At 29.9% G+C, this 13,139-nt stretch carries 16 protein-coding genes; 7 read left to right on the top strand and 9 right to left on the bottom strand.

Annotated features, from left to right (window positions below; translation table 11 throughout):
* On the top strand, positions 1-1,495 hold a 1,495-nt coding region (locus G507_RS0104850), incomplete at its 5' end, for an OmpA family protein (protein WP_026716431.1).
* A gap of 83 nt (positions 1,496-1,578) precedes the next feature.
* Here the strand turns inward: G507_RS0104850 and G507_RS0104845 are convergent.
* The 7 genes from G507_RS0104845 to pyrR all read right to left on the bottom strand — a co-directional run bounded on the left by G507_RS0104845 (position 1,579) and on the right by pyrR (position 6,111).
* Positions 1,579-2,073, bottom strand: a complete 495-nt coding sequence (locus G507_RS0104845) for a CAP domain-containing protein (RefSeq protein WP_026716430.1) — start codon at positions 2,071-2,073, stop codon at positions 1,579-1,581.
* A 164-nt stretch (positions 2,074-2,237) separates the two neighbouring features.
* Entirely contained in the window at positions 2,238-2,882 is a 645-nt protein-coding gene (gene pdxH / locus G507_RS0104840) for a pyridoxamine 5'-phosphate oxidase (protein WP_026716429.1), read from the bottom strand.
* A 209-nt stretch (positions 2,883-3,091) separates the two neighbouring features.
* Complete coding sequence (locus G507_RS0104835; protein WP_026716428.1) at positions 3,092-3,997, bottom strand: ribonuclease Z; 906 nt, start codon at positions 3,995-3,997, stop codon at positions 3,092-3,094.
* 1 nt (position 3,998) lies between these two features.
* A complete protein-coding gene (locus tag G507_RS0104830; RefSeq protein WP_026716427.1) occupies positions 3,999-4,190 on the bottom strand; it encodes a hypothetical protein in 192 nt (63 codons plus the stop codon).
* An 11-nt stretch (positions 4,191-4,201) separates the two neighbouring features.
* Positions 4,202-4,534, bottom strand: a complete 333-nt coding sequence (locus G507_RS0104825) for a hypothetical protein (RefSeq protein WP_026716426.1) — start codon at positions 4,532-4,534, stop codon at positions 4,202-4,204.
* Between the two features lie 55 nt (positions 4,535-4,589).
* Positions 4,590-5,519: an aspartate carbamoyltransferase catalytic subunit gene (locus G507_RS0104820; protein WP_026716425.1), complete on the bottom strand. Its 930-nt coding sequence runs from the start codon at positions 5,517-5,519 to the stop codon at positions 4,590-4,592.
* A gap of 52 nt (positions 5,520-5,571) precedes the next feature.
* Positions 5,572-6,111: a bifunctional pyr operon transcriptional regulator/uracil phosphoribosyltransferase PyrR gene (gene pyrR / locus G507_RS0104815; protein ID WP_026716424.1), complete on the bottom strand. Its 540-nt coding sequence runs from the start codon at positions 6,109-6,111 to the stop codon at positions 5,572-5,574.
* Between the two features lie 160 nt (positions 6,112-6,271).
* Here pyrR and rlmD point away from each other — a divergent pair, with 160 nt between their 5' ends.
* The 4 genes from rlmD to G507_RS0104795 all read left to right on the top strand — a co-directional run bounded on the left by rlmD (position 6,272) and on the right by G507_RS0104795 (position 10,087).
* Positions 6,272-7,684, top strand: a complete 1,413-nt coding sequence (rlmD, locus tag G507_RS0104810; RefSeq protein ID WP_026716423.1) for a 23S rRNA (uracil(1939)-C(5))-methyltransferase RlmD — start codon at positions 6,272-6,274, stop codon at positions 7,682-7,684.
* A gap of 69 nt (positions 7,685-7,753) precedes the next feature.
* The gene (locus G507_RS0104805; protein WP_026716422.1) at positions 7,754-8,248 is read left to right on the top strand and encodes a DUF6452 family protein; all 495 of its coding nucleotides are present in this window, start codon (positions 7,754-7,756) and stop codon (positions 8,246-8,248) included.
* The gene (locus tag G507_RS0104800; RefSeq protein ID WP_084518933.1) at positions 8,229-8,915 is read left to right on the top strand and encodes a DUF6048 family protein; all 687 of its coding nucleotides are present in this window, start codon (positions 8,229-8,231) and stop codon (positions 8,913-8,915) included. Before G507_RS0104805 ends, G507_RS0104800 begins: the two co-directional genes overlap by 20 nt.
* 110 nt (positions 8,916-9,025) lie before the next feature.
* Positions 9,026-10,087 (top strand): glycosyltransferase family 9 protein, encoded by a 1,062-nt coding sequence (locus G507_RS0104795; protein ID WP_026716420.1) that lies wholly within the window; start codon positions 9,026-9,028, stop codon positions 10,085-10,087.
* 2 nt (positions 10,088-10,089) lie between these two features.
* On the opposite strand, the gene G507_RS0104790 is transcribed toward G507_RS0104795, so the two are convergent.
* Positions 10,090-10,323: a hypothetical protein gene (locus tag G507_RS0104790; RefSeq protein WP_026716419.1), complete on the bottom strand. Its 234-nt coding sequence runs from the start codon at positions 10,321-10,323 to the stop codon at positions 10,090-10,092.
* Between the two features lie 65 nt (positions 10,324-10,388).
* The gene (locus tag G507_RS0104785; protein ID WP_026716418.1) at positions 10,389-11,549 is read right to left on the bottom strand and encodes a THUMP domain-containing class I SAM-dependent RNA methyltransferase; all 1,161 of its coding nucleotides are present in this window, start codon (positions 11,547-11,549) and stop codon (positions 10,389-10,391) included.
* 81 nt (positions 11,550-11,630) lie between these two features.
* On the opposite strand from G507_RS0104785, the gene G507_RS0104780 reads away from it, so the two are divergent.
* Together G507_RS0104780 and G507_RS0104775 are read left to right on the top strand one after the other, a co-directional pair.
* Positions 11,631-12,398, top strand: coding sequence for a class I SAM-dependent DNA methyltransferase (locus tag G507_RS0104780; RefSeq protein WP_051191491.1), 768 nt, complete (start codon positions 11,631-11,633; stop codon positions 12,396-12,398).
* The gene (locus G507_RS0104775) at positions 12,398-13,120 is read left to right on the top strand and encodes a ZIP family metal transporter (RefSeq protein ID WP_026716416.1); all 723 of its coding nucleotides are present in this window, start codon (positions 12,398-12,400) and stop codon (positions 13,118-13,120) included. The genes G507_RS0104780 and G507_RS0104775 overlap by 1 nt, the downstream gene beginning before the upstream one ends.
* Positions 13,121-13,139: the final 19 nt, after the last annotated feature.

Genomic DNA, 13,139 nt, shown 5'->3' with positions numbered 1-13,139 from the left:
ATACTCTGATTATGGTTCTGCTTTTTATGGAGAAGAATTAGTATTTGCTTCAGCAAGAGATACAGGAGGTGTTTTTAGTAGAAAACACAAATGGACCAACCAATCGTTTACTAATTTGTATCAATCAAAAGTAGGTGGCGATGGAAATTTACAAGAAGCAGATAAATTCTCAAAATCTACCAATTCAAAGTTTCACGAATCAACACCTGTTTTTACTAAAGATGGAAAAACAATGTACTTTACCCGAAACAATTATGTTGATGGTAAAAAGGGAAGAAGTGGCGAAAAAGTAATGCTATTAAAAATATTAAAAGCAACTTTAGTTGACGATAAATGGGGAAATGTAGTCGAATTGCCTTTCAATAGCAATGAATATAGTGTAGCACATCCAGCACTTTCACCAGACGATAAAACGTTATACTTTGCCTCAGATATGCCAGGAACTCTTGGAGCATCTGATTTATACAAAGTGTCAATTGATGGAGATAGTTATGGAGAACCCGAAAATCTTGGAGCCGTATTCAATACAGAAGCCAGAGAAACTTTTCCGTTTATAAGTGATGAAAACGAATTGTACTTTGCCTCAGACGGACAATTAGGTCTTGGAGGTTTAGACATCTTCGTATCAAAAATGGAAGAAGATGGAACTTTTAAGGAAGTACATAACGTTGGAGCACCAGTAAATGGTAAAGATGATGACTTTGCTTTTCTAATCGATACGCAAACAAAATTCGGTTTCTTTACCTCCAATAGAGAAGGTGGACAAGGATATGATGATATTTATAAGTTTAAAGAAAACATTCCGTTGCCATATAAATGTGAACAAACATTGGCCATTGCGGTGGTAGATCAAGAAACAGGAGCAGTTATTCCAAATGCGCAAATCACCTTAATGGATGAGAACATGCAAACAATTGAACAGGTTTTTGCAGATGAAAACGGAAAATACACTTTTGAGAAAGATAAAATTGAATGTGATAAAGATTATACAGTTCGTGTAACCGGAATCAATGGATATTCATCAAATGAAAAACCAGTTCACACAGCAGAGAAAACAGGAGAAACATTTGTTGAAATTCCGTTAGAGAAAAACAGAAAACAAATTACTACTGGAACCGATTTAGCAAAAACATTTGGAATTGAAATGATTTACTTCGATTTAGATAAATCAAATATTAGAAAAGACGCAGCAGCAAAATTAGCTATAATTGTAGAAGTAATGATTGATCATCCAACAATGAAAATTGATGTTCGATCTCACACAGATTGTCGTCAAACGTATGAATATAATATGGCTTTATCTGACCGAAGAGCTAAATCAACTATTAATTGGTTAGTCAAACAAGGAATTGCAAAAGACCGTTTAACAGGTCGCGGATATGGAGAAAGCAAATTAGTAAACGATTGTGGTTGTGAACCAACGAATGATTCTACTTGTACAGAAGAAGAACACCAAAAAAATAGACGAAGTGAATTTATTATTTTAGAAATGTAATCATAATAAATCAAGATAAAGCATAAAAAAGCCATCTCAATAACGAGATGGCTTTTTTTTATACTTTACAATATTGACTAAGTTTATTTTTTTATAAAAATATTGGTGTAGAATTTTTGACCAATTTCATTCTCTCTAATTGATATTCCGAAGTGAGTATAATCCCCATCTAAATTATCTTTATGACTTTGGCTTTTTAACCAAGCTTTTATCACTGATTTTGGAGTTGAATAATTATAAGCAACATTCTCTCCAACTTTCAAAGCACCAAGAGCACTGTGTAAATTTGATTGTCTTTGTGCAAAATTAGCGTGACCAATTATATTAGTTTCAACCATCTCATCTGAATGTTCAGAAGATATATAAGAAATGTGATTAATTTTTTCCAATTTAGTAAACCCTACTGAATCCCTATATTTATTTATTAGATCTAAAGTTTCATTTTCAACTTCACTATAATCATAAAACTGTACAACTTCTACTGATTCAATTGAAGCTTCTTCTGGGCTTGAACAAGAAACCATGGTGAATATAACAACTGCTGCAGTTGCCATAATTCTTAAAAATTTAGCATTCATAGTAGGTTAAGATTTAGAATTTTTAAAAGTTTTAGGGATGCTTTTAAAAAACTTATTAATATTTATATTTGTTTTGTTTTACTAAATTATAAATAATTAATACACAAAAAAACCTTTTTGCTAAATATACAAGGAAACAGTAAAACCTTTACGGTAAAACCACATTATGGAGCTAATCTTTCAATTTTCCATTCAAAATCATCCATAATAGTAAAAATTATTCTATCATGAAGTCGGTTAGGACGACCTTGCCAAAATTCTACTGAAATTGGCTTAACTAAAAAACCTCCCCAATTTTCCGGTCGTGGTATTACTTTTCCTTCAAAAGAATGTTCAAGTTCTTTTAATTTATTCTCTAAAAATTCTCTATTTGGAATTACATTACTTTGTGGAGAAACTATTGCACCTAATTTACTTCCGTCGGGTCTTGAGTCAAAATAATTATCTGAAATTAAATCTGGAGTTTTTTCAGCAATTCCTTTGATAATGACTTGTCGTTCGGCAACTGGCCAAAAAAAAGATAAACATACATTTGGGTTTTGTAGTAATGCCTTACCTTTTTCTGAATCGTAATTGGTATAAAAAATAAAACCTTCTTCGTTAAATTTTTTTAATAGCACTACTCTACTTTTTGGAAAACCATCTAATCCAATTGTAGAAACTGTCATAGCATTTACTTCTCCAACACCATCATATTCTTCTACTTCATGAAACCACTTGTGAAATAAATTGATTGGATCTTCTGGAATTGAATTTTCTAACAATTCACTCTTTTCATATGATTTTCTATAGTTTCCTAAATCTTTCATGGTTAACCTAATGTTTTATGTTACAAATTTACGAAGAATAAACTTTATAAGTATGCCTAACAAATGTTAAATAGCCCTGATGGGAATGGCATCTCCCGATTTATCGGGAATAGAATGGACAGCAGGAAAATGGTAGCTAGATAAAGACGAAAGTTTCGCTTAAAAAAAAGATTCTGAATCAAGTTAAGAATGACAAAAAACAAAAATGTTTAAAACTCAAAACTTTTTCCGTCATCAGCTAAGTGGATGCTCTCAAAAATGGGTTGCGCTTCTTCTTTAAACAGTTCAATGTTTCCATAACGCGTAGAATAATGTCCCATTATAAGATTTTTGACATTAGCTTTTTTTGCAATTTCAGCAGCTTGTTTTGCCGTTGTGTGCATGGTTCTTTCTGCCAAATGAGCTTCGGTTTCCAAGAAAGTACTTTCGTGATACAAAACATCAACATCTTTAATTATAGGTAAAATATCTTCGTTATAAACCGTATCGCTGCAAAAAGCATAACTTTTTTCGTAATCTGGTTCAAAGGAAAGTTCAGTATTTGGAATAGTTCTTCCGTCTTCTAAAGTCACATCGCCCCCAAACTGAATTTTTTGGTAATAGCAAGTATCAATTTTGTAACTTTCTACAGCTTCAATGTTTAACTTACGCTTGATGTTTTTTTCTTTGAACAAATATCCATTGGTGTAAACTCTATGTTTTAAAGGAATAGTTTTCACTTGAACTTTTTCATCTTCAAAAACGACTTCACTTTCGGTTGAACTTAATTCTTGAAAGTATAAATTATAACTTGTGTAAGAATTGGAAATTTTTAGTTGCAACAGAATAATTTCTTTAATGCCAACTGGACCGTAAACATGTAAATCGTTTTCTCTATTTAATAAAGTGAAAGTTGAAATTAAACCGATTAAACCATAAAAATGATCACCATGTAAATGTGAAATAAAAATATGATTGATTCTTGAAAATTTGATTTTTTGCTTGCGCAATTGCACCTGAGTTCCTTCGCCACAATCGATTAAAAAAAGTTGATTTTTTAGCTCTAAAACTTGAGAAGTTGGATTTGTAAATGTTCTTGGTGTAGCAGCGTAACAACCTAAAATATTAATTTTCAATTTATTTCTTGTTTTCTAATTTGCTTAATAGTATAATTTGATATAAGGCTAATCCTGTAGCAAAAAGAGAAATTACTATTCTAATATATTCAAAATTTCCAGATTTGAAACCGTTTATAATATGCAGTGCTAATGAAAGACTAAAAAGTATTAAAAGAAAAGCGTATAAGAATATTTTAACTTTGTTTGTCATTTTTTATGTTTTTAGAATCCTAAATCACGTTCAATTTCTTCCATTTCGATTATATCATGAGCTTCTAAAACTGTTGGAACTACTAATAAATTATCTGGAATTGCATTAAAATCGATATTTTCTGCAACGAAAACTAGTGTTTTATTCTCTTTTTTGTGTTTTTTGGCTAAATCTTTAACTTCTAATAAATTATTGATGCTTAGATTTTCGTCTTTTGTTACATCTAAAATTAGGTTTTGCTCTTTATAAGTATTGAATTGATCAGACAACTTTTCAATAAAACTAGAAAAATTCCCTTGAGTATCTCTGATAATGGTTGTATGTCCTTTTTGTTCTACTTTCATTTTATGCTGAATTAATTTCAGTATCTTTTCAAATAAACTGAAATATTATTTTACTTTATTGTTTAATCTTACTTGCTAAAAGATAAATCACAGCCATTCGAACTGCTACTCCATTTTCAACTTGGTTTAATATTACTGAATGATTTGAATCAGCTACATCTGAAGTGATCTCAACACCTCTATTTATTGGTCCAGGATGCATGATTAAAATTTCTTTGTTTAATGAATCTAACAAAGTTTTATCTAAACCATATTGCTGTGTATATTCTCGTGTTGATGGAAAATAATTCACATCTAGCCTTTCGTTTTGAACACGTAACATGTTAGCAACGTCACACCATTCTAGAGCTTTTCTTAAGTTGGGCTCTACCAAAACGCCTAACGATTCAATGTATTTTGGAATTAAAGTTTTTGGTCCACAAACCTTAACTTCAGCACCTTGCATTTGCAAAGCATATATATTTGACAAAGCAACTCTTGAGTGTAAAATATCACCAACAATCACAACTTTTTTCCCACCTACATCACCTAATTTTTCACGAATAGTATAGCTGTCTAACAATGCTTGCGTTGGATGTTCGTGCGAACCATCACCAGCATTTACAATACTTGCTTTGACATTATTTGCTAAAAAATGAGCTGCTCCAGCATTACTATGCCGCATAACAACCAAATCTACTTTCATAGAAAGAATGTTATTAACAGTATCTATTAAGGTTTCTCCTTTTTTAACAGAAGATTGAGCAGCAGAAAAACTAATAACATCAGCTGAAAGGCGTTTTTGAGCTAATTCAAATGATAATTTGGTTCTTGTACTGTTTTCAAAAAAGATATTTGCAATAGTAATATCCCTTAATGAGGGTACTTTTTTAATAGGACGATTAATGACTTCTTTGAAATGATCTGCCGTTTCAAAAATTAAATCAATATCGTTTTTATTAATGTATTTTATGCCTAGTAAATGATTTACTGATAGTTCTTTCATTTATTTTGTTGTTGTTGTTGTTGTGTGTTCTCTTTTCTCTTTCTTCTTTGTTCTATTTTCTTTCCAAATAAACAGCATCTTCACCATCATTTTCTTTCCAATTTACGACTACTTTTTCATTATTAATCGCATCCACTTGTCTTCCTCTATAATCGGGTTGAATAGGCAAATGACGACTAAAACGTCTGTCAATTAATGTCAAAAGTTCAATTTCTGCTGGTCGTCCGAAAGATTGAATGGCTGTTAAAGCCGAACGAATACTTCTTCCTGTATATAGCACATCATCGATAAAGACGATTTTTTTATCTTCAACTATGAAATTAATTTCGGTTCTATTAGCTTCAAGGGGTTTTTCTCCTCTCCTAAAATCATCTCTAAAAAAAGTAATGTCTAAAAAACCAACTTTTAAATCTTTGATTTGGTAATCTTCTTTTAATATTGAAGCTAATCTATTGGCTAAAAATGTACCTCTTGGTTGGATTCCAATAAGGATTGTATTTGAAAAATCGAGATGATTTTCAATTAACTGACAAGCCAAACGATGCAGTATGATATTGACTTCCTTTGCAGTGAGCAATATTTTTTGACCCATAATGTAGTGTTGTGTTTGGTTGGTAAAAATACATAAAATTTTGGATATTCGGATATTGGATGTTCAGATTTTCGGATATGTAGCCGTAAAATAACTATTATCTGAAAATCTATTGTCTGAAAATCTGAAAATCTATAAAAATTCTTTCTATTTTTGCACCATGGGAAAAAAACGTACAGAAAAAGTAATTTTCGAAAATGTAGAAGTTCTTGATGCAGGTGCAAAAGGAGTTTCAGTAGCAAAAGCACCAGAAGGACAAGTAATATTTTTACCTAATGTTGTGCCTGGTGATGTAGTTGATGTGCAAACTCTAAAAAAGAGAAAAGCCTATTTTGAAGGAAAAGCCATAAAAATTCACAAATATTCTGAACATAGAACTGAGCCCGAATGCCAACATTTCGGTGTTTGTGGTGGTTGCAAATGGCAAAATATGAAGTATAGCCAACAACTTTTCTACAAAAATCAGGAAGTTTTTAATAATTTGAAACGTATTGGTAAAATTGAATTACCTGAATTTGAAGCCATTTTAGGTTCAGAAAAGCAATTTTTCTATAGAAATAAAATGGAATTCGGCTTTTCAGATTCGCGTTGGATGACTTATGAAGAAATCGAATCTGGAAAAGAATTTGACAATAAAAATGCACTAGGATTTCATATTCCAAGAATGTGGGATAAGATTTTAGATATTGAAAAATGTCATTTGCAAGAAGATCCTTCAAATGCTATTCGTAATGAAGTTAGAAGTTTTGCCAATGCAAATAACATGACTTTTTTCAACCCAAGAAATCATGAAGGTTTATTGCGAACTTTAATGATAAGAACAGCTTCAACTGGAGAAATCATGGTATTGATTCAGTTTTTTGAAGATGATAAAGCAAATCGTGATTTGATGATGAATCATTTGGCTGAAACTTTCCCTACGATTACTTCATTATTATATGTAATCAATAGTAAACCTAACGATACTATTTACGATCAAGATGTGAAATTATTTAAAGGTCGCGAATATATTTTAGAAGAAATGGAAGGTTTGCATTTTAGTATTAATGCTAAATCTTTCTATCAAACAAATTCTGAACAAGCTTATGAATTGTATAAAATTACTAGAGAGTTTGCTGGTTTAACAGGAAATGAACTAGTTTATGATTTATATACTGGAACAGGTACAATTGCTCAATTTGTTTCAAAAAACGCAAAAAAAGTAATTGGTGTTGAAGCTGTACTAGAAGCAATTTTAGACGCTAAAGCTAATGCTGAACGCAATACTATAACAAATTGTGAGTTCTATGTTGGAGATATGAAAAATGTCTTTAATGACGAATTTATAGCTCAACACGGTCATCCTGATGTTATCATAACTGATCCACCGAGAGATGGAATGCATAAAGATGTTGTGGCTCAGATTTTAAAAATTGCTCCAGAAAAAGTGGTTTATGTAAGTTGTAACAGTGCAACACAGGCTAGAGATTTAGCTTTGATGGACGAGCAATATAAAGTTACTCGAGTTAGACCAGTTGATATGTTTCCACAAACACATCATGTGGAAAATGTTGTACTTTTAGAAAAACGTTAAATAATATTGTTTCGGGTTTAATAAGAATAACTTTGAACTTGCAATTGAAATTTGAACTTAAACTTGAATATGAAAAAATATATAATTACATCTTTAGTATTGCTATTAGCGGTATCCTTTTGGAATTGCGAAAAAGATGATATTTGTGCAGAAACAACACCAACAACACCAAAACTTGTTATTGAGTTCTTCGACAAACTAAATGGTGACAATAATAAAAACTTAACTAATCTTCAGTACTTTGAAATTAATTCTACAGATACACTCACTTCAAATGCAGTAAGTACATTAAGTATTCCTTTAAGAACAACAGAAAGCAGTACAACGTTTAGACTTATATTAAACGGAAATGATAATGATCTTACAAATGATATAATTGATGATATAACTATAAATTATGAAAGAAATGAAATCTACGTTTCACGTGCTTGTGGTTATAAAACTAATTTTATATTAAATGAATTAGATGGCTTTACAACAACAAACAATTGGATATTTGTTTCAGGAATAGCAAACAACATAATAGATAACGAAGATGAAACACATGTCAAAATATATTTTTAGTTTACTTTTCCTGTGTTTTTCTTTTATTGGATTTTCACAAGTAAAAAACGATACTATAAAAGAGAAATATGGTGTTCGTGTTGGAGTTGATTTACATCGCATAACAAAATCATTATATGACAAAGATTATCAAGGAATAGAATTTGTAGGTGATTACAGAATTTCGCAAAAGTTTTATGTGGCTGGAGAATTAGGCAACGAAGAAAGAACTTCAGATGATGACAGATTCAACTTCACAACAAAAGGAACCTATTTTAAAGTTGGTTTTGATTACAATTCTTACGAAAATTGGTTGGACATGGAAAACATGATTTTTGTAGGAATGCGTTATGGTGTAAGTACTTTTAATCAAACGTTAAACACCTACTCTATTTATGATTCAACAAATTATTATGGCTTAACGACTCTTGAATCTGGTGAAAAATTTGACGGTCTAAATGCAAGTTGGATAGAAATTGTTGGAGGTTTAAAAGCAGAAGTTTTTAATAATTTATATGTTGGATTTTCTGTTCGATTAAACTATTTAGTTTCCAATAAAAAGCCAAATAATTTTGATAATTTATTCATTCCAGGTTTCAACAGGACATATGATGGTAAGTTTGGAACTGGATTTAATTACACACTAAGCTACATGATTCCTATTTATAAAAAAAATAAGAAAAACTGATATTGTAATATAACTTCTTCATAAACATTTGTTATTAAAATATTATTTTTTCATTTAAATTTTTATATCAAGATCTAAAGTTTTATTTTTACCTACTTAGTACATATAAAATGAAGATAATCAAAGAGATCAATGTTTTTAGAAGGAAAGTAACTAAATTATTAACTAATTCGATTGGTAATTCCCATAGAAATTATTCTGATATAAAATTCATTGATGATCTTTCTAAAATTAAACGAATTTTAATTATTAGACCTAATCATAGATTAGGAAATACTTTACTGTACACTCCAATGATTCAGGAAGTTATTGAAATTTTTCCTAATGCAAAAATTGACTTATTTGTTAAAGGAGAAGTTGCTAAAGTTGTTTTTCAAAATTATGAACCTATTAGAAATTATATAGTTTTACCTAAAAAACATTTTAAAAAATTACATCAATACTTATACAGATGGTTTTTATTAATTTTCAAAAGGTATGATTTAACAATAAATATTGAAGCAAAATCATCATCCGGTAAGATTGCTACTGAACTTTCAAATGCAAAATATAAATTTTATGGGACCGAATTTGATAATATCATCAAATTTAATGCTAAACAAAAACATTTTGCAAAATTACCTGTTTACAGGTTTCGCAATTATATCTATAATTCTTCTCTTGAAAAAATAAATGAAGAACCAATAAAAGAACTTAATTTACGCATAAGCGAAAGTGAAATAATAAATGCTAACGAAAAATTAAATTTAATAGTTCCTTTTAAGGAAAAGCAAACTATATCTATTTTTACATATGCAACTGGAGACAAATGTTATAGTGAAAATTGGTGGAATGAGTTTTATTCAAAACTACTTATTAAATTTCCAAATTATAATATAGTTGAAATTTTACCTGTTGAAAACGTATCACAAATTAATTTTAAAGCTCCAACTTATTACAGCAAAGACATTAGGGAAATAGCTGCATTTATATCAAATACAAAATATTTCATCGGTGCTGATAGTGGAATGATGCATTTAGCCTGTGCTACAAAAACTCCAGTAATTGGTCTTTTCGCTGTTACTCCTATTGAAAAATATGGCCCTTTTGGAAAAAACAAAACCGGCATTAACACTAATACTAATTCTATCGATCAAATAATTGAACAAATCGATAAAACATTAACTAAATAAGCTTACTTAATCTCTCTCAATCCTTTTATAAAAATCCATTTCATAAATAATTTTTCTCCTTCACTAGTTTTTACCGTTTGAAATTTTGGAGCCAAAAGAGTTGAAATCACAAAACTTGTAGCTGCAATCCATAGGCCTTGTAAAACACCAAATGTCATTACTACAAAATAGGAAATTATGTAGAAAAATGTAAATCCTAAAAGGTTAAATAAAAATGCTTTTGTTTTTTTGCTCATTTTTTTAATTTTAAAAGGTTAAAAGGCAGTTTGAAAATCTAAAATCTGAAAATCCGTTATCCAAATTAATCTACTTGAAACTTAGTTCTCTTGCTTCCTGCATACATTTCATATTTTACAAAACGAGTTTCTAATTTTCCATTAAACAATTTAATTTTTCTTGAAGGTCTTAAACCTACAAACTTTAATCCTTCTAAATTAGCTGTAATAAACCAAGCATTTGTGTTCGAATAATTATTCTTTAAAGTATCACCAATTTCTCTATAAAAACGCTCCATTTTAATATTCAAACGTTCTCCATAAGGTGGATTAAAAACCATGTGTAATGGTCCTTCTGTTTGCTTTTCTGTTTCAAAGAAGTTAGCTTCTCTAATTTTTACAAACTCATCTAAATTAGCATTTTTGATATTATCTTTAGCTTTCATCACAGCACTTGGAGCTTTATCATATCCAGTTATTGTGTAATGAAAATCACGTGTTTTCTTTAATAATGATTCTAAAATCTTATCAAATAATTCACTATCCCAATCGCTCCATTTTTCAAAAGCAAATTCTTTTCTATTGATATTTGCTGGAATATTACAAGCGATCATAGCCGCTTCCGCTAAAATAGTTCCACTTCCACACATTGGATCTATAAAATGTGATGTTCCGTCCCAACCAGATAGCAACAACATTCCTGCTGCTAAAACTTCGTTTATAGGTGCAATATTTGTTGCCGTTTTATAACCTCTTCGGTGTAAAGATTCACCTGAAGTATCTAAAGAAACTGTTACTAAGTCTCTATCAATATGAACATGAATTTTTACATCTGGAAAATCTTTATCAATATCAGGACGAGTTCCTGTTTTGTCTCTAAATTGATCCACAATAGCATCTTTTGATTTCAAAGCCACAAATTGACTGTGATTGAAATGATCTGAATGCAAAGTCGTTTCAATTACAAACGTTTGGTGTTGGCTTAAATATTTACTCCAATCTATTCTTTGAATTCCATCATACAAAGACTTATCATTAAAAGCCTTGAATTCATTTATAGGTTTAAGGACTTTTAAAGCTGTACGCAAAGCTAAATTTGCCTTGTACATAAATCCTTTGTCTCCATAAAAAGTCACTACACGAGTTCCAACTTTAACATGTTGAGCACCTAATTGTATTAATTCTTTTTCTAAAAGCTCTTCAAAACCAAATAAGGTTTTGGCAACCATTTTAAAATTTTCTTCCATTCTTTGTTAAATTCCAAATTTAAAAATTCCAAATTCCAAAAAATCGGAATAAGTTCTGCAAAAATACACTAATTTTGCAAGATGAATCCAATGGAAAAAGAATTAATGTCAATAAATACGAATAAAGAGAATGAAAAATGGTTTGCTTCATGGTTTGACACCAAGTATTACCACATTTTATATAAAGATAGAGATTACAATGAAGCGCAAGTTTTCATGGATAATTTAACCCATTACCTAAATTTACCAGAAGAAGCCAAAATATTAGATTTAGCTTGTGGAAAAGGGCGTCATTCTGTTTATTTAAATTCTTTAGGATATGATGTAACTGGAGCTGATTTATCTGAAAATAGCATTATTGAAGCTTCAAAATCTGAGAATGAAAAACTACATTTCAAAGTACACGATATGCGTGATGTTTGTGATAGTAAATATGATGCTATTTTCAATTTATTTACCAGTTTTGGTTATTTTGAAAGTGATGATGACAATTTAACAACTTTAAAAGCCATAAAGCACAGTTTAACCGAATATGGTTTTGCTTGTATTGACTTTATGAATGTTGATTTTGTAATTGAAAATTTAGTTCCAGAAGAAGTAAAAACGGTTGAAAACATTGATTTTCACATTAAAAGATATGTTAAAGACAATCATATTTATAAGGAAATAGATTTTGAAGATAATGGTGAAAAATTTCATTACACAGAAAAAGTTCAAGCTTTACGTTTAGCCGATTTTGAACGTATGATGGAAGAAGCTGAAATATATTTACTAGATATTTTCGGAAATTACAAATTACAGCCTTTTTACAAAAACAAGTCAGAACGTTTAATTATGATTTTTAAATAATGAACTATTCTATTTATATATTCCCTTTGTTATCAGTTGTTATAGGCTATTTGATTGCAAGTTTCATACAACCAAAAAACAAAAAAAACTTAAAATTACTTTTAGCTTTTAGTGGTGCTTTTTTGTTATCCTTAACTGTAATGCATTTGTTGCCTGAAGTTTATGCAGCAGAAGCCCTTTTGCATGAAGGTCACAATCATGAAGGTCATTCTCATGGAACAAGTATAATTGGTCTTTTTATTATGATTGGAATTGTGTTTCAAATTATTTTGGAATATTTTTCAAAAGGTGCTGAACACGGTCACGTTCATGGTCATGACAAAATGAATACGATTCCTTGGTTATTGTTTTTTAGTTTGTGTTTACATGCTCTTTTAGAAGGAATGCCAATTAGTCAACACAACGAATTAGCTTACGGAATTGCGATTCACCACTTCCCTATTGCGATTATTTTGACTTTGTTTTTTATTAATGCTGAACTAAATAGAAAAGCAATTCTATTTTTTATGTTGGTTTTTGCATTTATGACGCCTTTGGGAACTTACATTTCCTCAAATTTAAATTTCTTAACCGAATATTACACTCAAATTTCTGGAATTGTAATTGGTATTTTATTCCATATTTCATCAACTATAATTTTCGAAAGTAGTGAAGGCCATAAATTTAATTTAGCTAAATTAATTGCTATTGTTTTAGGAATTACTTTAGCTGTTTTTATGTAAAAGTCATGAATTATAAGAT

It is taken from the genome of Flavobacterium gelidilacus DSM 15343, assembly GCF_000422685.1.
In the GTDB taxonomy this organism is placed as follows: Bacteria; Bacteroidota; Bacteroidia; order Flavobacteriales; family Flavobacteriaceae; genus Flavobacterium; species Flavobacterium gelidilacus.
The sequence above is the reverse complement of the archived record's forward strand: the minus strand, read 5'-3'. Positions and strand labels throughout refer to the sequence as shown.

Excerpts from the sequence above, each read along its gene's own strand:
- G507_RS0104825 (WP_026716426.1), bottom strand. The coding sequence starts at position 4,534 with ATGAAAGTAGAACAAAAAGGACATACAACCATTATCAGAGATACTCAA.
- G507_RS0104790 (WP_026716419.1), bottom strand. The coding sequence starts at position 10,323 with ATGAGCAAAAAAACAAAAGCATTTTTATTTAACCTTTTAGGATTTACA.
- G507_RS0104800 (WP_084518933.1), top strand. The coding sequence starts at position 8,229 with ATGTCAAAATATATTTTTAGTTTACTTTTCCTGTGTTTTTCTTTTATT.
- G507_RS0104780 (WP_051191491.1), top strand. The coding sequence starts at position 11,631 with ATGAATCCAATGGAAAAAGAATTAATGTCAATAAATACGAATAAAGAG.
- G507_RS0104845 (WP_026716430.1), bottom strand. The coding sequence starts at position 2,073 with ATGAATGCTAAATTTTTAAGAATTATGGCAACTGCAGCAGTTGTTATA.
- pdxH (WP_026716429.1), bottom strand. The coding sequence starts at position 2,882 with ATGAAAGATTTAGGAAACTATAGAAAATCATATGAAAAGAGTGAATTG.
- G507_RS0104775 (WP_026716416.1), top strand. The coding sequence starts at position 12,398 with ATGAACTATTCTATTTATATATTCCCTTTGTTATCAGTTGTTATAGGC.
- G507_RS0104820 (WP_026716425.1), bottom strand. The coding sequence starts at position 5,519 with ATGAAAGAACTATCAGTAAATCATTTACTAGGCATAAAATACATTAAT.
- G507_RS0104785 (WP_026716418.1), bottom strand. The coding sequence starts at position 11,549 with ATGGAAGAAAATTTTAAAATGGTTGCCAAAACCTTATTTGGTTTTGAA.
- rlmD (WP_026716423.1), top strand. The coding sequence starts at position 6,272 with ATGGGAAAAAAACGTACAGAAAAAGTAATTTTCGAAAATGTAGAAGTT.
- G507_RS0104830 (WP_026716427.1), bottom strand. The coding sequence starts at position 4,190 with ATGACAAACAAAGTTAAAATATTCTTATACGCTTTTCTTTTAATACTT.
- pyrR (WP_026716424.1), bottom strand. The coding sequence starts at position 6,111 with ATGGGTCAAAAAATATTGCTCACTGCAAAGGAAGTCAATATCATACTG.
- G507_RS0104795 (WP_026716420.1), top strand. The coding sequence starts at position 9,026 with ATGAAGATAATCAAAGAGATCAATGTTTTTAGAAGGAAAGTAACTAAA.
- G507_RS0104805 (WP_026716422.1), top strand. The coding sequence starts at position 7,754 with ATGAAAAAATATATAATTACATCTTTAGTATTGCTATTAGCGGTATCC.